The 19,676-nt window shown below is 51.2% G+C and carries 20 protein-coding genes; 10 read left to right on the plus strand and 10 right to left on the minus strand.

Annotated features, from left to right (window positions below; translation table 11 throughout):
* The first annotated feature begins 122 nt into the window (after positions 1 to 122).
* The 4 genes from dnaX to AAG834_RS00345 all read left to right on the plus strand — a co-directional run bounded on the left by dnaX (position 123) and on the right by AAG834_RS00345 (position 3,784).
* Positions 123 to 2,303 carry a DNA polymerase III subunit gamma/tau gene (gene dnaX / locus AAG834_RS00330; RefSeq protein WP_342030910.1) on the plus strand — a complete coding sequence of 727 codons (2,181 nt, stop codon included), beginning with the start codon at positions 123 to 125 and terminating at the stop codon, positions 2,301 to 2,303.
* Positions 2,304 to 2,444: 141 nt separating this feature from the next.
* On the plus strand, positions 2,445 to 2,780 hold the full coding sequence (locus tag AAG834_RS00335; RefSeq protein ID WP_003678854.1) for a YbaB/EbfC family nucleoid-associated protein: 336 nt from the start codon (positions 2,445 to 2,447) through the stop codon (positions 2,778 to 2,780).
* A gap of 174 nt (positions 2,781 to 2,954) precedes the next feature.
* Positions 2,955 to 3,521, plus strand: a complete 567-nt coding sequence (locus AAG834_RS00340) for a hypothetical protein (protein ID WP_342030911.1) — start codon at positions 2,955 to 2,957, stop codon at positions 3,519 to 3,521.
* A gap of 26 nt (positions 3,522 to 3,547) precedes the next feature.
* The gene (locus AAG834_RS00345; RefSeq protein ID WP_003757392.1) at positions 3,548 to 3,784 is read left to right on the plus strand and encodes a YrhB domain-containing protein; all 237 of its coding nucleotides are present in this window, start codon (positions 3,548 to 3,550) and stop codon (positions 3,782 to 3,784) included.
* A gap of 275 nt (positions 3,785 to 4,059) precedes the next feature.
* Here the strand turns inward: AAG834_RS00345 and AAG834_RS00350 are convergent, their stop codons facing one another.
* The 4 genes from AAG834_RS00350 to cysD form a co-directional block, all read right to left on the minus strand.
* Complete coding sequence (locus tag AAG834_RS00350) at positions 4,060 to 5,103, minus strand: sulfate ABC transporter substrate-binding protein (protein ID WP_342030912.1); 1,044 nt, start codon at positions 5,101 to 5,103, stop codon at positions 4,060 to 4,062.
* Between the two features lie 387 nt (positions 5,104 to 5,490).
* Positions 5,491 to 5,700: a heavy-metal-associated domain-containing protein gene (locus AAG834_RS00355; RefSeq protein ID WP_009312221.1), complete on the minus strand. Its 210-nt coding sequence runs from the start codon at positions 5,698 to 5,700 to the stop codon at positions 5,491 to 5,493.
* A 306-nt stretch (positions 5,701 to 6,006) separates the two neighbouring features.
* The gene (locus AAG834_RS00360; RefSeq protein ID WP_342030913.1) at positions 6,007 to 6,576 is read right to left on the minus strand and encodes an RBBP9/YdeN family alpha/beta hydrolase; all 570 of its coding nucleotides are present in this window, start codon (positions 6,574 to 6,576) and stop codon (positions 6,007 to 6,009) included.
* Positions 6,577 to 6,916: 340 nt separating this feature from the next.
* Positions 6,917 to 7,831 carry a sulfate adenylyltransferase subunit CysD gene (cysD, locus tag AAG834_RS00365; protein ID WP_342030914.1) on the minus strand — a complete coding sequence of 305 codons (915 nt, stop codon included), beginning with the start codon at positions 7,829 to 7,831 and terminating at the stop codon, positions 6,917 to 6,919.
* A gap of 271 nt (positions 7,832 to 8,102) precedes the next feature.
* Between cysD and cysG the strand changes: the two genes are divergently transcribed.
* Entirely contained in the window at positions 8,103 to 9,518 is a 1,416-nt protein-coding gene (gene cysG / locus AAG834_RS00370; protein ID WP_342030915.1) for a siroheme synthase CysG, read from the plus strand.
* 101 nt (positions 9,519 to 9,619) lie between these two features.
* Here cysG and AAG834_RS00375 read toward each other — a convergent pair whose 3' ends face one another.
* From AAG834_RS00375 to AAG834_RS00385, 3 genes are all read right to left on the minus strand, one after another.
* Positions 9,620 to 10,516, minus strand: a complete 897-nt coding sequence (locus AAG834_RS00375) for an IS3 family transposase (RefSeq protein ID WP_342030916.1) — start codon at positions 10,514 to 10,516, stop codon at positions 9,620 to 9,622.
* The gene (locus tag AAG834_RS00380) at positions 10,420 to 10,770 is read right to left on the minus strand and encodes a helix-turn-helix domain-containing protein (RefSeq protein WP_342030917.1); all 351 of its coding nucleotides are present in this window, start codon (positions 10,768 to 10,770) and stop codon (positions 10,420 to 10,422) included. Before AAG834_RS00380 ends, AAG834_RS00375 begins: the two co-directional genes overlap by 97 nt.
* A gap of 80 nt (positions 10,771 to 10,850) precedes the next feature.
* Positions 10,851 to 11,036, minus strand: coding sequence for a hypothetical protein (locus AAG834_RS00385; RefSeq protein WP_342030918.1), 186 nt, complete (start codon positions 11,034 to 11,036; stop codon positions 10,851 to 10,853).
* Between AAG834_RS00385 and hflX the strand changes: the two genes are divergently transcribed.
* Positions 11,020 to 12,210 carry a GTPase HflX gene (gene hflX / locus AAG834_RS00390; RefSeq protein ID WP_342030919.1) on the plus strand — a complete coding sequence of 397 codons (1,191 nt, stop codon included), beginning with the start codon at positions 11,020 to 11,022 and terminating at the stop codon, positions 12,208 to 12,210. The two genes, AAG834_RS00385 and hflX, sit on opposite strands and share 17 nt — an antisense overlap.
* A 186-nt stretch (positions 12,211 to 12,396) precedes the next feature.
* On the opposite strand, the gene AAG834_RS00395 is transcribed toward hflX, so the two are convergent.
* Positions 12,397 to 12,522 carry a hypothetical protein gene (locus tag AAG834_RS00395; RefSeq protein WP_283117759.1) on the minus strand — a complete coding sequence of 42 codons (126 nt, stop codon included), beginning with the start codon at positions 12,520 to 12,522 and terminating at the stop codon, positions 12,397 to 12,399.
* 419 nt (positions 12,523 to 12,941) lie between these two features.
* Between AAG834_RS00395 and AAG834_RS00400 the strand changes: the two genes are divergently transcribed.
* From AAG834_RS00400 to AAG834_RS00415, 4 genes are all read left to right on the plus strand, one after another.
* Positions 12,942 to 15,413, plus strand: a complete 2,472-nt coding sequence (locus tag AAG834_RS00400; protein ID WP_342030920.1) for a heavy metal translocating P-type ATPase — start codon at positions 12,942 to 12,944, stop codon at positions 15,411 to 15,413.
* A 149-nt stretch (positions 15,414 to 15,562) separates the two neighbouring features.
* Positions 15,563 to 16,000, plus strand: a complete 438-nt coding sequence (locus AAG834_RS00405) for a hypothetical protein (RefSeq protein WP_070871101.1) — start codon at positions 15,563 to 15,565, stop codon at positions 15,998 to 16,000.
* A 241-nt stretch (positions 16,001 to 16,241) separates the two neighbouring features.
* Entirely contained in the window at positions 16,242 to 16,640 is a 399-nt protein-coding gene (locus AAG834_RS00410) for an interleukin (RefSeq protein WP_342030921.1), read from the plus strand.
* 87 nt (positions 16,641 to 16,727) lie between these two features.
* On the plus strand, positions 16,728 to 17,033 hold the full coding sequence (locus tag AAG834_RS00415) for a barstar family protein (RefSeq protein ID WP_342030922.1): 306 nt from the start codon (positions 16,728 to 16,730) through the stop codon (positions 17,031 to 17,033).
* A 105-nt stretch (positions 17,034 to 17,138) separates the two neighbouring features.
* Here the strand turns inward: AAG834_RS00415 and AAG834_RS00420 are convergent, their stop codons facing one another.
* Both AAG834_RS00420 and mutL read right to left on the minus strand, forming a co-directional pair.
* The gene (locus tag AAG834_RS00420; protein WP_342030923.1) at positions 17,139 to 17,474 is read right to left on the minus strand and encodes a hypothetical protein; all 336 of its coding nucleotides are present in this window, start codon (positions 17,472 to 17,474) and stop codon (positions 17,139 to 17,141) included.
* 202 nt (positions 17,475 to 17,676) lie between these two features.
* On the minus strand, positions 17,677 to 19,671 hold the full coding sequence (mutL, locus tag AAG834_RS00425; protein ID WP_342030924.1) for a DNA mismatch repair endonuclease MutL: 1,995 nt from the start codon (positions 19,669 to 19,671) through the stop codon (positions 17,677 to 17,679).
* Positions 19,672 to 19,676: the final 5 nt, after the last annotated feature.

The raw sequence follows: 19,676 nt of genomic DNA on the forward strand, positions 1-19,676 counted from the left end.
CAGAAAATCCTTAATAAAAATCAAAAAAATGCTAAAATACCCGTCATCTTTCAAGGTCGTCTGAAAGGCGTTCAACCACTTTTCAGACGACCTTCCGATTTATTTCCAGCAGAGAAAACCTTATGGCTTATCAAGTTCTTGCCCGCAAATGGCGTCCGAAAACCTTTGCCGATTTAGTCGGTCAGGAACACGTCGTCAAAGCCTTGCGCAACGCGCTGGACGAAGGTCGCCTGCACCATGCCTACCTGCTGACCGGCACGCGCGGGGTCGGGAAAACCACCATCGCCCGTATTCTGGCGAAAAGCCTGAACTGCGAAAACGCGCAACACGGCGAACCTTGCGGCGTGTGCCAAAGCTGTACACAAATCGACACCGGACGCTACGTCGACCTGCTGGAAATCGACGCCGCCTCCAATACCGGCATCGACAACATCCGCGAAGTATTGGAAAACGCCCAATACGCGCCGACCGCCGGCAAATACAAAGTCTATATCATCGACGAAGTGCATATGCTCTCCAAAAGCGCGTTCAACGCGATGCTGAAAACGCTGGAAGAGCCGCCCGAACACGTCAAATTCATTCTCGCGACCACCGATCCGCACAAAGTCCCCATTACCGTTTTGAGCCGCTGCCTGCAATTTGTCTTGCGCAACATGACTTCGCAGCAGGTTGCCGATCACCTTGCTCACGTTTTAAACAACGAAAACATCGCCTACGAACCTGCCGCCTTGCAACTCTTGGGCCGTGCCGCCGCAGGCTCGATGCGTGATGCCTTAAGTCTGCTCGACCAAGCCATTGCGATGGGTTCGGGTAGCGTTGCCGAACAAGACGTCCGCCAAATGATAGGCGCGGTCGACAAACAATACCTGTACGAATTGCTGGCGGGCATCGTCAACCAAGACGGCGAAGCCCTGCTGGCGAAAGCGCAGGAAATGGCGGCGCGCGCCATCGGCTTTGACAGCGCGTTGAGCGAACTTGCCATGCTGTTGCAACGCCTCGCCTTGATACAGGCAGTTCCTTCCGCTTTGGCAAACGACGACCCTGAGCGCGAAACCCTGTTGCAACTGAGCCAGGCACTCAGCGGCGAACAAATCCAGCTTTATTATCAATGCGCGATTCACGGCAAACAGGATTTGAGCCTTGCACCCGACGAATACGCCGGCTTCGTCATGACTCTGTTGCGTATGCTTGCATTTGCGCCGTTGGCGGCGGATGCGCACGATGTTGGCGGACATATCGAAAACACCGAGCTGCATTCTGCCGAAACGGGTGCCCATACCGCAAAAAAGCCCTTGCAACTTCCCCAGTCTGAAGCCTCCAAACCGCCCGTTCAGACGACCTCTGCGCCTGCCACGTCGTCTGAAAACAAGGTTGCCGAACCGGTTTTGACTCAAGGAAACAACGACGTTCCACCTTGGGAAGACGCGCCGAGCGAAATAGAAACTGTAACGGACACGCCTGCGCAAACGGCGGATGCGAGCGTTCAGACGACCTCTGAAGCAGCAGCGACAAACCTCCCGTCCGCAAACGAAGCAGAAACGCCGTTTCAGACGACCCCTCAAGCCGAAACGTCGTCTGAAAATCAAGTTTCCGATAACGAGGCAGCAAACAACGAAACCGACGTTTCCTTGTCTGAGACGTCGTCTGAAAACCCGATTCAGACGACCCCGATTGAAGAAACCGTGGACGCAGCAGCGTTTGCGCATGAAGCCTCCGCAGAGCCTTTCTACGATTACGGTTCGCCCGAGCATGACTATCCCGTAGCAGACAGCGCGGAAATGCCCCCGCCGCCGGATTGGGAACACGCCGTCCCTGCCGATACGGCAGAAGCAGAATCGGAAGCCGAAGAAGACAGCGACGACGATGAAGACACGCAGTTCGCCCCGCTGCCCGAGTTCTCTACTGAAAACTGGGCGGCAATCGTCCGACACTTCGCCCGCAAGCTCGGCGCCGCGCAAATGCTGGCGCAACACGCAGCATGGACGCACTACGATGCAGGCAGCCATCTGATGATGCTGTCGCTGACCGACGAAGCCCGCGCCACTGCCAACAAAGAGCGGCTCGACAAAATCAAAAACACGCTTGCCGAAGCCTACGGTTTGCCGTTGAAATTGCAAACCGAACCGTGGCGCGACGACGCGGGCTGGGAAACCCCGACCATGCGCCGCCAACGCCTCCAGCTCGAAGGCAGGCAGCAGGCACAAGATTTGCTCGAATCCGACGAAACCGCGCGTCAGGTTTTAAAAGTTTTCGAAGCACAATGGCAGCCCGATTCTTTGGAACTGGCAGAGCAGGCGGAATAACGGCAATCGACGATTTCCGTTTCCCTTCGGATACATAAACATTCAGGTCGTCTGAAAATCGTCAACCCGCTTTCAGACGACCCTTCACACCAAACGGTATGACCCCATAACCTTAACGATTCAACCACAGGAGTTTTAAATATGTTCGGAAAAGCCGGATTAGGCGGCCTGATGAAACAGGCGCAGCAAATGCAGGAAAACATGAAAAAAGCGCAAGCGAAACTTGCCGAGACCGAAGTAGAAGGCGAAGCAGGCAACGGCTTGGTTAAAGTCGTGATGACCTGTTCCCACGTTGTCCGCAAACTCGAAATCAGCCCCGACCTGATTCAAGAAGCCGCAGACGACAAAGAAATGCTCGAAGATTTGGTGCTTGCCGCCATCAACGCCGCTTCTGAAAAAGCCGAAGAAACCACCAATAAAACCATGGGTGCATTCACCCAAGGCCTGCCCGCAGGCATGGGCGATTTCTTCCGCTAAACCCGCGCCGCAAAGCAAAAAAGGTCGTCTGAAACGCCGAAAAGCAGTTCAGACGACCTTCGGATTATTTGTTGGGCGGATTGAAATAAACAAACCGGTAGGCATATTGAATGCGTCATTGCATTCAAACCCGCTCAATCAATATTAAAAACCAACCGACACACCAAACAAAAAATGAAACCGTCCCTTCCCATCCGCTCACTTCTTTTAAGCTGTATATTCGCCGCAGCAAGCGCAAACAGCCTTGGCGCCGAAACCGTCATCACTTCTCCAGACAAACAATTCAGCGTCAGAAAAGTCTGCAACCACAAAACCCAAGAATGCTCTTTCTTTGCAAGCAAAAAAGCCATTGCAAAAAATCTTCCCGAAGACAGGACGAGCTATGAATGGCTTGGCAATACCTTTGCATTAAGGATCAGCTTCGGATCGTATGATTCCTACACCACCTTCGCCGACCGTACCCACAAGCCTCATACGCTTTCTTCCGTCATCGCCACCGACAGCAAAACGCAATGCGCCGTGACCGCAGGTTATAAAGGCGTGTCTTTCTACTCGCTGTTTCATGAAAAACCAGTCAAATTCATTTCCGCAAAAGACAAAAAATTCGGCTTCATCCAAGATGTCGCCACGCTGGAATCCGTCGTCGAAGCAGAATTCAAAGGCAAAAAAGTCCGCATGACCTATATGAACAAAGCCGAACGCGATGTCTCGGTCGTTTTAGACAATCCGTGTGTGAAATGATGTGCCAAGTTTGTTGGAGTATTTCCATGATAATTACTTATCAAGAAGCAAAGAAAATTGCAGTATCTTTTTTAAGTCAAATAGAGCAAGAAATAGGAATGTCATTATTAATAGTTGAATCTCATATACGAGAAAATGATGATGGGTGGTTTTTCCCATATCAGTCAAAAGAATATTTAGAAACAATGGATATAAACAAATCTATTATTGGAAATTGGCCTATATTTGTTTCTAAAAATAGAGAAGTTCCTTCTATTCGTTGATGTTAGCTCATTAGTTAAGTCGTATCTCACCAAACTTGAAACTATATAGAATAGGAATAAATTTATAACAGCTGAAATATATGATCTAACAGGGTATTTTCGAAAACCATAGTCTGCATGGAATTTTCTAGTAGGATACGTGGGATATGGACAATGTCGTCTGAAAAGATGCTGCCCATTCAAAAATAAAACAGCCCGAAACCTGATTGACAAAAGGTTTCGGGCTGTTTGCGCCTGATTGGCAAGCCGAAGCGGGGCAGGGCGCAAGGCGTTTTTTAGCGTTTGGGCGAGAGCTGATCCACCAAGCCGCCGTCGGCAAAATATTTCTTCATGATTTCCGGCCATGTACCGAATTTTTCATTCGGATTGAACGTTTTGATATCCGGAAAATCAGCTTTGTGTGCGGCGAGGACTTCGCTGTCGCGCGGACGCAGATAAAGTTTGGCGGCAAGCTCTTGGGCAGGTTTGCTCCAGAGGTAGGACAGATATTCCTGCGCCGCCTGCTGCGTGCCTTTTTTATCCGCCACGCTGTCCACGACGGCAACCGGCGTTTCCGACAAAATCGTGTAGCTCGGATAAACAATCTCAAATTGATCCTGAGTCAGTTTTTTACTGACGTGGTTTGCCTCGTTTTCAAAAGTAATCAAAACATCGCCGATATTGCGCTGGCTGAACGTCGTCGTTGCCGCCCTGCCGCCGCTTTCAAATACCGGCGTGTTTTTCAGTAAAGCGGCGACAAATTCCTTGGTTTTGCCTTCATCTCCACCAAACGCCTTCAAACCGTAGCCGTATGCGCCTAAAAAGGCATAGCGGCCGTTGCCCGTGGTTTTCGGGTTGGCGAGTACGATTTTTACCCCGTCTTTGGTCAAATCGTTCCAATCCTTGATTTGCTTCGGATTACCTTTGCGGACGAGGAAAACCGTCGTGCTGGTGTAAGGCACGGCTTGGTCGGGCAGGCGTTTTGCCCAGTCGGATTTGACCAAACCTTTTTGTTCGAGCAGCTCGATGTCGGAAGTCTGATTCATGGTTACCACGTCCGCCGCCAAACCGTTCGCCACAGATAAAGCCTGCTTGCTGGAGCCGCCGTGAGACTGCTGGATTTCAATCGTCTCGCCATTATGTTTCGACTGATATTCTCTCACAAACAACGGGTTATATTCTTTGTAAAAATCCCGAGCCACATCATAAGAAACATTTAAAAGCGTAATGCCCTTACCGTTTGCCGCCGGCGCGGTCGCCTTGTCGGCAGCCTGTTCGGACTTGGGCGAGCAGGCGGAAAGGGCAATGGCGGCAGCCAGCGACAGTATGCGGATATTCATTCGACACTCCTGAAAAATTCGGAAAACAATTTGCCCGATTCATTGCTGATAAAGACGTGAAATACAAAACATGAACAGGCAGCGATTGAAAAGCACTTTATCTTGAAAGAATAAAAAGCGGAAATAATGTTTGCTTCGGCGGATATCAATTTTGGTTATAAGGTCGTTTGAAAAGCAGGCTTCATTTTCAGACGACCGCCGCCGAGACGGAATCTTGTTTTGATTATAGTGGATTAACTTTAAACTAGTACGGCGTTACCTCGCCTTGTTCTGATTTAAATTTAATCCACTATATCCGGCGAAAACGTAAAAAAAGGTCGTCTGAAAACGGCTGATTCGGTTCTATATGAACCGGAATCCGTTTTCAGACGACCTTTTCGCAAGCAATCACAAAGCCGCGTCGTATCCGCCGTCTTCCACAGCGTCAATCAACGCCGCCGCATTGGTTTTCGCCGGATCGAATTCAATAACGGCATTTTTGTTTTCCAAACTGACTTCGGCTTTGGCTACGCCTTCGATGCCGGTCAAAATGCGGGTAACACTTTTGACGCAACCGCCGCAAGTCATCCCGTCGATATGAAGCGTGAGGGTTTCCATAGGGTTTCCTTTCTGTGGGCAAATATCGTGAAATCCGACAAACCGCTGCAACACTTCAACGCCAACGATGCGCCCAAATGTCGAAACACAAATGCTTGTAGGATTTCATCCTAGATTATAGAAAATATCCAAGACCGTACTGTAAACCCTCAAGAGACAAAGTCAAGCGGGTCGTCTGAAAAAAGTCGTTTGCTATTTGAATCGGGAGATGGGTTGTATTTGGTTTTATGGGTTTGATTTTATTGGGTTTGTGTTTGGGAGCAAGGATGTGTAATTTGTACGGACGGGCTGTTTGATTCGTTTGGGTCAGATTTTGGCTTCCAACATCGGTTTTAAGGCTTCCCAAGCCTGCGGCAGTTCTGTAAAGCCATCGGATGCCATCAGGTGTCCGCCTTGGGCGATGTGGGTGACGGGGCTTTTGAGTTTGTCCGCCATGTTCAAGGTCAGTTCCGGCGGGACATGTGTGTCGTCGTCGGAGACGATGCAGTGTTTGGGCATTTGGATTTTGCGCAGGATGTCGAATTCGGGCGCGGCGCCTTCGATGTAGCCGTCGAGGGCGGGCAGCGGAGGCAGGGGTTCGGCGAATCCTGCCGCCAGTACCAAACCGCCGATTTTTTCGGGCTGTTGGCGGCTGAGGAAGTGCAGAAGGGTGATGCAGCCGAGGCTGTGTCCGACTAGAAAGGTGTTTTCGTCGGGTTTGCCGATGAATTGGTCGAGGGCAAACTGCCACGAAGAAACCGTCGGACGTTCGGGATTGGGCATCGCCAGCGAGTCGGCTTGGAAGCCTGCGGCGCGGACTTGTGCCGAGAGCCAGTCAAACCAGTTGCCGTGCGGATTGCCTTCAAAACCGTGTACGATAAAGACGCGTCGGGGCATGTCGATTACTCCTTTTCAGACGACCTGTCGGGTGTGTCGATTTACTTATTATAACACTCATTGTTTGTTTCAGTTTTATCGTTATCCTGCGTGCGGCGGGTAAACGGGAATCGGGACGGTTGGTAACACCGAAGGCGGAAAGGGGATGGCGCGGATTAGGCGTCGAAATCAAGCGCTCACTTTGAGCTTGGGTGCGGGGCGTTGTTTGGTTAAAGTTCATGTGTGATTTTAGATTTGTATCAATAAAAGGTCGTCTGAAATCGGTTTCAGACGACCTTTTTTAAGGAAACATTCAGATGTAAATATTGTGAATGCAGCGGGTTTGGTCGAATTACTCCGCTTAAAAATAACCCGCCTTTTTGCGCTCTTCCATCGCCGCTTCCGACACGCGGTCATCCATGCGCGTGGCGCTGCGTTCGGAAATGGTGGCTGCCGCGGTTTCGGAGATGATGTCTTCGGGCGTGGCGGCGGTGCTGGCTACGGGGCAGGTGCAGGAAATGTCGCCGACGGTGCGGAAGCGCACGTCGCGGATTTGGGAAACTTCGCCTTCGCGTTTCGGCGTCAGCGGGGTAACGGGGACGAGCAGTCCGCCGCGTTCGACGACTTCGCGTTTGTGGCTGTAATAAATCGGCGGCAGCGCGAGGTTTTCGCGGGCGATGTATTGCCAGATGTCGAGTTCCGTCCAGTTGGAGATGGGGAACACGCGCATGTTTTCGCCGCTAAAGAGCCGCGTATTGTAGAGCGACCACAGTTCGGGACGCTGGCTTTTCGGGTCCCATTGTCCGAATTCGTCGCGGAACGAAAAAATCCGCTCCTTCGCCCGCGCTTTTTCCTCATCGCGCCGCGCGCCGCCCATCAGCGCGTCAAAGCCTTGTTCTTCAATCGTTTCCACCAGCGTAACCGCCTGCGCGGCGTTGCGCGAATCGGTTTCGCGGCGCAGGACGACCGTGCCTTTTTTGATGGAGTCTTCGACGCTGCCGACCACCAGTTGCACGCCCGTACGCGCCACGGTTTCATCGCGGAACTGAATCACTTCGGGGTAATTGTGTCCCGTATCGACGTGCAACAGCTTGAACGGCAGCTTGAGCGGGCGGCCTTCAAGTTTGAACGCTTTGACCGCCAACGCCAGCAAAACGACGGAATCCTTGCCGCCGGAAAACAGCAGCGCGGGATTTTTCGCTTCGGCGACGACTTCGCGGATGATGTAGATGGATTCGGCTTCGAGCCAGTCTAAGTGGTGGTTTTGAATAGACATATTGTTCTCTTTAGCAAAACTCGGATAGGCGGTACTCTAAAGAGGTCGTCTGAAAAACGGAAAGAATGGTTTGTTTGAAGCAAAGATGATTTCGTTATATTGGTGGGATCGTCTGAAAAGGGATTATCGTTTTCAGACGACCTTTTTGCCGCGCGGCAACGGAAACGGCGCATATAACCAAACTTGATAAGATAAGCAAAAACCATTCTTTCCGCCGAAGCCAGCGGGATTCTAAGATGGGCGGCACGATAGTTTAATAAGAGAACACGCCATGAACCATTATCCCCTGTTTGCCGATTTGAACGGCCGCCCCGTCCTGCTGGCGGGTGCGGGCAAAGTGGCGGAACGCAAAGCCGAAAGCCTGTTGCAGGCAGGGGCTGCGGTCAGGGTTGTCGCCCGCGAACTCAATCCCGTTTTCCAAAAATGGGCGGACGAAGGCAAAATCGAATGGCTGGGCAGCGAATTTCACGAGGACGATTTGGACGACGTGTTTTTCGCCGTCGCCGCCACCGACGATTACGCCTTCAACCGCCGCATCTTCCAAGCGGCGGAGCGGCGGGCGAAACTCTGCAACACCGTCGATACCGCGGATTTGTGTTCCTTCACCGTCCCCGCCGTCATCGACCGCAGCCCGCTCAAAATCGCCGTCTCCAGCGGCGCGACCGCCCCCGTTTTGGCGCGCAAGTGGCGGCAAATCATCGAAACGCTCATCCCGCTGCACACCGGTCAAATGGCGGCACTCGCCGGCAAATGGCGCAACGCGGTCAAAGCCAAAATCAAAGGCACGGCAAACCGCCGCCGCTTTTGGGAAAACCTGTTCGACAGCCGTTTTAACGCGCTCGCCGCCCAAGGAAACCTCGATGCCGCCGAAGCAGAACTTGCCGCGCAGCTGGACGGCTTCGGAGCGGCAAAAGGCGAAGTCGTCCTTGTCGGCGCAGGTCCCGGCGACGCAGGGCTGCTCACCTTGCACGCCTTGCAGGCGATACAGGCGGCAGATGTTGTGTTCCACGATGCTTTGGTTTCAGACGACGTTTTAAGTATGGTGAGAAAAGACGCGGACAAAATCAGCGTCGGCAAACGCGCAGGCTCGCACCACGTCCAACAAGAAGAAACCAACCGTCTGCTTGTCGAATACGCCCGTCAAGGTTTGCGCGTCGTCCGGCTCAAAGGCGGCGACCCCTTCGTTTTCGGGCGCGGCGGCGAAGAAGCCCAAGTCTTGCGGCAGGCAGATATTCCGTACCGCATCATCCCCGGCATCACCGCCGCGCTGGGCGCAACCGCATACGCAGGCATCCCCCTGACACACCGCGACTGCGCCCAAAGCGCGCTCTTCGTGACCGGACACAGCAAACACGACGGCCACCAGCCCGACTGGCGCACGCTCGCCCTCGACAACCAAACCCTGGTCGTTTATATGGGCACGCTCAAAGCCGCCGAAACCGCCGAAAAGCTGATGGCACACGGACGCAGCGGCGACACACCCGTCGCTATCGTTTCCAACGGCACGCTCCCGCATCAAAGCGTCGTGACAGGTCGTCTGAAAAACCTGTCCGAGTTGGCAGAAAACGCCCCGCGTCCTGCGCTGATCGTTATCGGCGAAGTAGTCTCCCTGCGCGACGAATTGAAATGGTTTCAAGAAAACCCCGCGCAAAGCCGCCTTCACACGATGCACGAACAAGCCGCCTGAAACGTTGTTCCAAATTGTTTAAATAAACAAAAGGTCGTCTGAAAACCCAAATCCGGTTTGAACTGGCCCCCAAATCTTGGACACTCATAAAAGCCTATTATTCAGGCGCTCTGTGTAAGCTGGGTTCTGTATGCGACAGGACTCAGCTTTTTCAATTTCAAACTGCAACGCTCGCGGTTGTAGTAATCCATATAGTCATCTATCTGTTTCATCAATTCGTCCACCGTCAATTCACCTGCGTTATAGAAACACTCCGTCTTCAACACCGCAAAGAAACTCTCCATCGGCGCATTGTCCCAACAGTTCGCCTTACGCGACATGCTTTGAACCATGGAATGCTCCGCAAGCAATTCCCTATATCCCGCCGTACGGTACAGCACGCCTTGGTCCGAATGAAGCATCGTTCCTTCGCCGGTCAGCCGGGGTGCGGCTTTTTCGAGCATTTCCTTCACCATTTCGCTGTTAGCATTGCGGCTCATGGCGTAGGCGACGATTTCTCGGTTGAACAGGTCCAAGATTGGCGAGAGGTACAGTTTGCCGTCCTTTCCTTTGAGTTCGGTCACGTCGGTCAGCCATTTCTCGTTGGGCTTTTCGGCTGTGAATAGGCGTTTGAGGAGGTGTTCCGATATCTCGCCCATGGCGGGATGGCGGTAGGCTTTTTTCGCCCGTATGAGGGCTTTCAGTTCCAACTGCTTCATCAACCGCGCCACTTTTTTGCGGTTCCAATCCAATGCTGCGGCAATGCGCCTTTGTCCGTAGCGTCCTTTATGCCGTTTGTAGGTTTCGACAAGGAGGGCTTTGTCGGCCTCGTCGGGATCGGGTCGATCTTGGTGATGGTAGTAAAAGCTGCTTTTGGGCAGGTTTGCGATGTGCAGCAGGTATTTGAGCGGGTGTTGCGCCCTCAGTGTTTGGACGGTTTGGCTTTGTCCTTTGCGGTCTGCTTTTGGCTGAGGGCTTTTAACTCCTTTAGGTAGGCGACCTCTGCGCGCATATAGCACAGTTCTTCAATAAGCTCTGCCTGTGTTTTTTCGTGGTCGGGTTTGTCGGCGATGAAGGGGTTTTTGCGGTGTTGGGGCATGGTTTTGGATTGGGGATGTTCGAGTGCGCCGATGCCGCCTTCTTGATAGGCGCGTATCCATCGTCGCAGGTGGGTTCGGGAGATGCCGTAATGATCTGCGGTACGCTGTTGGCTGCGTATATGCAGGTAGTGGAGTACGGCTTGGTATTTAAAGTGTAATGTATATTTGCTCATAAAAAAACTGCACCTTGGTGGTTGGAGGGTATGTGTCCAACTTTTGGGGTGCAGTTCAGTTTTCAGACGACCTTTCTTGATTATGCTTTCACGGTCGGATGGTGTAAGATGCTGACGCAACACGCAATCGCGTCAACAAACGCCTCCAACGGAGCGTGCGGCACGCCGAATAAGACAGCGCAGAGAGCGGCCGAGTCATCAGATTGATGGATGCCGCTTTTCAGTTTTTCTAAAACGAAAGGATTTTCCTTGTCCAAACGCAACATTTTCCCCGTTGACAAATCTTTGGAGCAACCCGAACGCGTGATGCTGGTCGGGGTGATGTTGAGCGCGGATTATTCGGGCGCGAACGAAGTGCGCGAGCGGACTTTTCAGACGACCTTGGACGAGGCGGCGGAATTGGTCGCGGCGGCGGGCGGCGAGCTGGTGTTGCGGGAAACCGCCAAGCGCGACAAGGCGCATACGGCTTATTTCGTCGGCACGGGCAAGGCGGAGGAGCTGACGGCGGCGGTGAAGCTGCACGATATCGGCTTGGCGGTGTTCAACCATGAATTGACGCCGACGCAGGAGCGCAATCTGGAAAAAATCCTGCAATGCCGCGTTCTCGACCGCGTGGGTCTGATTTTGGCGATTTTTGCCAAACGCGCCCAATCGCAAGAGGGTAAATTGCAAGTGGAGCTGGCGCAGTTGAACCATTTGAGCGGGCGGCTGGTGCGCGGCTACGGGCATTTGCAGAGCCAGAAGGGCGGTATCGGCTTGAAAGGGCCGGGCGAGACGCAGTTGGAAACCGACCGCCGCTTAATCGGGCAGAAAATCACGGCGTTGAAAAAACAGTTGGCGCAAGTGAAAAAACAACGTGCCACGCGCCGCAAATCGAGGATGGAGGGTCGTCTGAAAACCTTTGCCATCGTCGGTTATACCAATGCGGGCAAATCCAGCCTGTTCAACCGTCTGACCAAGGCGGACGTACTGGCGAAAGACCAGCTTTTTGCCACGCTGGATACGACGGCGCGGCGTTTGTTTTTGTCACATGAGGCGGGCGTGATTCTGACGGATACGGTCGGGTTCGTCCGCGATTTGCCGCACAAGCTGGTATCGGCGTTTTCCGCGACGCTGGAGGAAACGGCTTTGGCGGATGTGTTGCTGCACGTTGTCGATGCGTCCAATCCCGATTTCGAGCGGCAGATGGACGATGTGAATGTGGTTTTGGAGGAAATCGGCGCGCATGAAGTGCCGCAGCTTGTCGTGTACAACAAAATCGACCTGCTGCCGGAAGGCGTGCGCGAGGCGGGCGTGTTGCGGGATAATTCGGGACGCGCCGTCGGCGTGAATATTTCGGTTGCGAAAAGTCTGGGCTTGGACGCTTTGCGCGAGGCGATGATTGAACGGGCGTTGGAAAACGGCGGCAAGAGGTCGTCTGAAAACTTTGAGTCCGAATAAAAACAAGGTGTTTTGACTGCCGTTGTTTCTCAATAGGAAGGACGGCGGGCGGATTTCGATTTCGATCATTGTTTGCCGCCGCGTGTTTCAAAAGGTCGTCTGAAAAATAAAGGCCGTTTGGAAAACAAAGATAAATCAGGGAGGGTTTATCTTTATTTCCAAACGGCCGTTTAAAAGGTTTGCCGCTTATAGAGGAAGGAGGCGGCGTTTTTTCATAACGTTTTCGTAAATCATCCATGCCGCCAAGCTCAGGTAGGCGACGCTGGACAGGATGCCGATAACGGCAAAAATAGGTAGCAGGCGGTCAATCATGATGTTTTCCCGAGTAAGAAGTTAGTGGAAAATTTTGTGTAAAAACGTAATGTTTTGTATTTTTTATTGTACTGTTTGTACGGAATATGCGTGTAGTATGCAGCTTCAAATCGAGTCGGTCAACAAAAATGTATGGTGTTTTTTTAAAAAAGTTCCGTTTTTACATTAAAATAATCGGTAAATTCGACCGATCTGCGGTATTGAGAAGTAACCGTTCGTCTATTGATAAACGGATACATTCTTGAAAAATAAGAATAAATAATATAAAAATATGCAAATTGTTTTAAAATGAACGTTTTGTAAAATATTTTTAAAAATCTGCTAAAAAGCGACACTTTAATAAAGTTTACATTTTTAAACATTTCAAATCCAAGTTTCAAACGGCAAACCATCTGCCGGCACACTATCAGGCACATATTATGAATCAAACGGAAAGAACCTGTTTCCATTGCGGTCTGGAAGTCCCCGAACACCTCCATCTGACCGTCCGCTACGAAAATGAAGACCATGAAACCTGCTGCGCGGGTTGTCAGGCGGTAGCGCAGAGCATTATTGATGCAGGTTTGGGCAATTATTACAAACAGCGTACCGCTGACGCGGAAAAATCCGAATTGCCGCCGCCGGAAATGTTGTCGCAACTGAAACTATATGATTTGCCCGAAGTGCAGGCGGATTTTGTCGAGGCGGGGGAAGGGGATGAACGCGAGGCGGTGTTGATGCTGGGCGGCATTACCTGCGCGGCGTGCGTATGGCTGATTGAGCAGCAGCTTTTACGGACGGCGGGCGTGGTGCGCGTGGATTTAAATTACAGTACGCACCGCTGCCGCGTGGTCTGGGACGAGGGCAAAATCGCGCTGTCGGACATTCTTTTGAAAATCCGCAAAACAGGTTATACCGCCGCGCCTTACGATGCGCAAAAAGTCGAGGCGCAGGTGCAGAAAGAGCGCAAACAGTTTATCGTCAGGCTGGCGGTGGCGGGTTTGGGCATGATGCAGACGATGATGTTTGCCGTGCCGACTTATCTTTACGGCGGCGACATTGAGCCGTTGTTTTTGGAAATCCTGCACTGGGGCGGCTTTTTGATGGTGCTGCCCGTCGTGTTTTACAGCGCGTTGCCGTTTTACCGCGGCGCGTGGCGCGATTGGAAAAACCGCCGCGTCGGCATGGATACGCCGATTGCGATTGCGGTTGTGATGACCTTTGTCGCGGGCATTTACAGCCTTGCCGTCAATGCGGGGCAGGGGATGTATTTCGAATCCATCGCTATGTTACTGTTTTTCCTGTTGGGTGGGCGGTTTATGGAACAAATCGCAAGGCGCAGGGCAGGGGATGCGGCGGAGCGGCTGGTGAAACTCGTTCCCGCGTTCTGCCACCGCCTTCCGTCTTATCCCGACAGCGAGGAAATTGAAGAAGCGGCGGTTGTACAGCTTCAGGCGGGCGACGTGATCGTCGTCAAACCCGGCGAAGTCATTCCTGTGGACGGCACGGTGTTGTCCGGCGAGAGCGAAGTGGACGAAGCCATGTTGACGGGCGAGAGCCTGCCCGTTGTCAAAAGGTTGTCTGAAAACGTTACCGCAGGCACGCTCAATACGGGCAGCCCGCTTGTTATCCGCACCGACCGCACCGGCAACAACACGCGCTTGTCGCACATCGTCAAACTGCTCGACCGCGCGCTCGCCCAAAAACCGCGCGCCGCCGAGCTTGCCGAGAAATACGCCTCCAGCTTCGTGTTTGGCGAGCTGCTGCTTGCCATCCCCGTTTTCATCGGCTGGGCATGGTATGCCGACGCGCAAACTGCCCTGTGGATTACCGTCGCACTGCTCGTTATCACTTGTCCGTGCGCACTTTCGCTTGCCACGCCGACTGCGCTTGCCGCCTCCACAGGCGCGCTTGCCGACGAAGGCGTGTTAATCAGCGGCAAACAAAGCCTCGAAACGCTCGCCCAAATCGACGATGTCGTGTTCGACAAAACCGGCACGCTGACCAAAGGACAACTTTCCGTCAGCCGCATCATCAACTTAGGTCGTCTGAAAACAGAAGAAGCGCTCGCCGCTGCACAAGCCCTAGAACATCAATCCGAACACCCCATCGCCCGCGCCATCCTGAACCACACGCTTTCAGACGACCCTAATCATGCGCCCGCATACACAGTTTCCCAACGTGTCAACCGCATCGGACAAGGCGTCAGCGCGCAAATGACCTACAAAGACGAAACCCAAGTTTGGGCATTGGGACGCGCCGATTTCGTCGCCGGAATAGCCGGAGTGTTGCCTGACGAAGCCGCCGGCATCCAACACGCAGGCAGCATGGTGTTTCTCGGTAACCAAAGCGGTTTCCAAGCCGTCTTTCTGCTCGAAGACCAAATCAAAGATAGCGCCGCCGCCATGCTCGACATCCTCAAACAACAAGGCATCCGCACGCACCTACTCAGCGGCGACCGTACAAATGCCGTCGCACAAGTTGCGCAGGCACTCGGTTTGGACACCTACCGCGCCGAAGCCTCGCCCGAAGACAAGCTCGCCTATGTGGAAGACTTGCAGAAACAGGGCAGAAAAGTCTTGATGGTCGGCGACGGCATCAATGACGCCCCCGTCCTCGCACAAGCCGACGTATCCGCCGCCGTTGCAGCAGGCGCCGATGTCGCACGCGACGGCGCCGATCTGGTCTTGCTCAACGACGACTTGAACATCCTGCCCGCCACCATCGCCCAAGCCCGCCGCACGCGCGAAATCATCCGCCAAAACCTCGCCTGGGCAAGCGCATACAACATCATCGCCGTTCCGCTCGCTGTCTTGGGTTACGTCAAACCCTGGATCGCCGCATTGGGCATGAGCATCAGCTCGCTGTTTGTCGTGGGCAATGCGTTGAGGCTGCTGAAAAAGAGGAAGTAGGTGGTTTGGGGAGGGGAAAGGTCGTCTGAAAAAACGGATTTTGGGGGTTCAAACGACGTTTTTATTTGGTTTTTTAAAAGATGGATTGTGTGATAGTTTTTTCGTGGGTAAGGCCCACGCTAAAGTAAATTAACTCCTAGGATGTAACAATGAAGAAAGAAATCAATACATTTTACGTGCTTAATTTATTGAGTATTATCGATGGTGAAATTCTTGAAAGCGCACATGTAGATATATCTAAATATGTAGGTTTGGATATATCTACAGAAAAAGGGCAGAAGGTTATTATTAATGAATTATTAAAACCGGAGATGCTTAATTTTTCCATAGAAAATCAGGAGAAAATACGAATAAGCATGTTATATTGTATTGAAAATTATGATGAAATTAAATTAGGAAATATTCTAAATTTTTATAGTGGGTCAGTTTTTTTGATGCCTAGTAATAGTATTACCTATAAAGAAATACTAGAAATTTTTTATACTGGGGTATTTTTAAAAAATATAAATAATGAAGAATTAAATAATTTTATTTTCTTTGAAAATGATGCTCCCGAATGCTGGAATTTATTTGATAAGCAGCAGTAGGTCGAGTTTTAACCCATGAGACCATTTTACTGTTGATTGAATTCAGGGGAAAGGTCGTCTGAAACCTTTGATTTAATAGCAGATTGGGGTGAAAATTGGATATTGTAGAATGTTCAAGGTTCTTGTTGGTGCTTAACTTAGCCTACGCTTGCTAAAAGTGGAAATATTGATGGCAAGGGGAATTTGAGCGGCAAGATGTTCTGAATAGATAATAAATTTATGAAATAAAAGGAGTATTTTTATGTATCTAAGATTTACAATTATGATCTTTGGCGATAATTTCAAGCCTAGTAAAATGGTTAATAACCTTGAGACTTCTCTTGAAGTTATTGACTATTTTGATGCTGGAGGAAAAGATGAATTTGGGGAAATAAATGATTATGGATGTCTAGAATTAAACCACAAAAATGAATTTTCAAAAGAATATTGGGATAGTGAATATGAACAGGAATTCGTAGATTTTTTTAGAAAGAATCATCAATTATTAAGATTAAATAATGCTGATGATCTTAGAATTTTTATTGAGGCTTACTATTCAGATCAATGCAATTTTGAAATTTTCAATAGTGAATTATTAGCAGAGTTGGCAAAATACAAAGTTAGCCTACCAATAAGCGTTTATTATTGTGATAATGATTAATATCATAATTTGTAACATGTGTATTAACCATTCGCATAACTCAACAGGGTATTATGAATATGAAGCATTTTTAGAGGTAATATTGCAATGAATAATACTCTTGTTGTAGATATTAATTTGGGAAGCTTAGGAACATCAAGCAGTTTTTTAAAAATTATGAGTGAGAAGTTATACTTTCCAGATTATTTTGGATTTAATTACGATGCGCTAGATGAATGTATGCAGGATTTAAGTTGGTTGCCCGAAGAAAAAATAATTATAAATTTCAAATTTATAGAAAGGCTGAAAAGAAATAATGAATCTTTATACAATATAATATATGACTGCCTTGTTATGTATCAAGAATATTGGCAAAAAACTCAGTATAAGAAACAAGTTATATTGAATTTTTGAATACAATTATATAAATTAATGATGAAGGTAGTTTTTGAGCGATATGTAGAGTTGAAAATTAAATATTGTAGAATATTCAGAGATTTTTCTGGGGCTTGATATAATTTACGTTTGCTCAGGTTCTGCAGACTCAATCCCATGATTTTCTTTGAACAGTCTCAAATAATGAAAGAAACAGTCAAACTCATCCCGATTTTCAAATTTGGCAATCTGTTCAATCAGACCACGCCATGTATGGGTGGTTTGAAGAAAATCAAACTGCTCAATTAGCCAGTAATAAAATTTTTCTCTAAAAATATCATCTTTTTCACTGGGTATAGCATTTAGTCCTTCACATAGATAATATCCTGTTATAAAACTTTCTAAAATTTTTATATTTTTTTCGCTCAAATACATAAATGGTCTTTTTTCGACATATGCCAATAAATCTAAACAATTCATTTAAAATATTCCCATTGTTGGTAGTAGGCTAGATTGAAAATCGAACATTACAGAAAGATCAGAGCCTTTGTTGGGTCTTGACCCAACCTACGCTTGCTGCCAAATTTTCCAAAATGTTGTTGGGTTTTGTAACCTAGTTTACTTAAAAGGTCGTCTGAAAACCTGAATCCGTTTTCAGACGACCTTTTGTTTTCCATCGGCTTTATTGTCCGCGTAAAAACAGTGCGTCCAGTTCTTTCAGCGTCAGTTTTACCCAGGTCGGGCGGCCGTGGTTGCATTGGTTGCTGCGCGGGGTGTTTTCCATGTCGCGCAGGAGGGCGTTCATTTCGGGCAGGGTGAGCTGGCGGCCGGCGCGGACGGAGCCGTGGCAGGACATGGTGGCGAGGATGTGGTTTTCGTGTTCTTCGATGGTTTGGCTGTTGCCGACTTGGGCGAGTTCGCCCAATACGTCTTTGGCGAGCGAGACGACGTCGGCTTTGCCGAGCATGGCGGGGACGGCGCGGACGGCGAGGGTGTTGCCGCCCATGTCAGACAGTTCCAGACCGAAGCCTGCCAGTGCGTCGGTGTGGTCGGCAAGGGCGGCGCATTCTTCGTGGGATGCGGCGAAGGTAACGGGGATGAGCAGGCGTTGGCTTTGCAGGTTGCCGTTTTCTTGCCGCTGGCGTTTCATTTTTTCGTAGTTGACGCGCTCGGCGGCGGCGTGCATGTCGATGAGCAACAGGCTGTCTTCGGCTTGGGCGAGGATGTAGATGCCTAATAATTGGGCGATGGCGAAGCCGAGCGGCGGCAGTTCGGGTTTGGGGTCGTCTGAAAAGCTGCGTGCGGGATTTTCAGACGACGTGGGGGACGTGTTGCCGAAGCGGGCTTGTTCGAACTGTGCCAACTCGATGTCTGCTTCATCGGCTGCGGTGTTTTTGAAGAGTTCGGCGTAGGTGTTGAGGGCGGCGCGGCTTTCGCGCAGGGACAGGCTGCGCTGCTGCGGCGCGCGTGCTGCCTGATAGGGCATGGGGGCGGTTTTGCCGGAACTGAAGGTGCTGCGCGGTTCGGAGGCGTGTGTGTTTGGGGTGGCGGCGAAGATGTTTTCAGACGACGTGGTCGGGTTTTGGAGAAACTGATGATGCTCGTTTTCAGACGACGTTGCTGCGGGGCGTATGCCTGTGATTTCGTGCAACACTTCGCCTGCGTTGCCGACGCTTTCGGTCAAGTCGGCGCGGGTGTCTGCGAGGGCTTTGTTGAGGGTGTGGAACACGAGTTGGTGTACCTGCTGGCTGTCGCGGAAGCGGATTTCGGTTTTGGTGGGGTGGACGTTGACGTCCACGGCTTCGGGCGGCAGGTCGAGGAAGAGGACGAAGGCGGGGGTGAGGGCGTTGTGCAATACGTCGCGGTATGCCTGTTTGACGGCATGGAGCATGACTTTGTCGCGCACGAAGCGGTGGTTGACGAAGCAGAATTGTTTGTCGGTTTTGCCTTTGGCAAAGGTGGGTTTGGCGATGGCGCCGTAGAGCCGCAGCGCGCCGTTGCCGCTGTCGATTTCTAAGGATGCCGCCTGAAAGTCTTCGCCAACGATGGCGGCTATGCGTTCGTGCAGGCTTTGGGCGGGGAGTTTGAACACTTGTTTACCGTCGCGTTTGAGCGAGAAGGCGATGTGCGGATGCGCCAGCGCGAGGCGTTCGAACATGGTGGCGCAGTGGGCGTATTCGGTGTTTTCGGATTTGAGGAACTTGCGCCGCGCGGGGGTGTTGAAGAAGAGTTCGGCAGCTTCGATGGTGGTGCCGACGGGGTGGGCGGCGGCGGAGGGGCTGCTGAGTTTGCCGTCTTCGGCTTTGACTTGGGTCGCGTGCGCGCTGCCGTCTTGGCGGCTGGTCAGTGTCAGGCGGCTGACAGAGGCGATGCTTGCCAAGCCTTCGCCGCGAAAGCCCATGCTGGCGACGTGTTCCAAATCGTTTAAGGTTTTGATTTTGCTGGTGGCGTGGCGGTGGAGCGCGAGTTCGATGTCGTCGGGGTGGATGCCGCCGCCGTTGTCGCTGACGCGGATGAGGCGGATGCCGCCGCCCGCCAGCTCGACTTCAATCGCCGTCGCTCCTGCGTCTATGCTGTTTTCGACGATTTCTTTCAAGGCGTTGGCAGGGCGTTCGACCACTTCGCCGGCGGCGATTTGGTTGACGAGGTGATCGGGCAGGGCGGCGATTCGGGACATGGGTT

Source organism: Neisseria sp. Marseille-Q2251, from assembly GCF_940793045.1.
GTDB lineage: Bacteria > Pseudomonadota > Gammaproteobacteria > Burkholderiales > Neisseriaceae > Neisseria.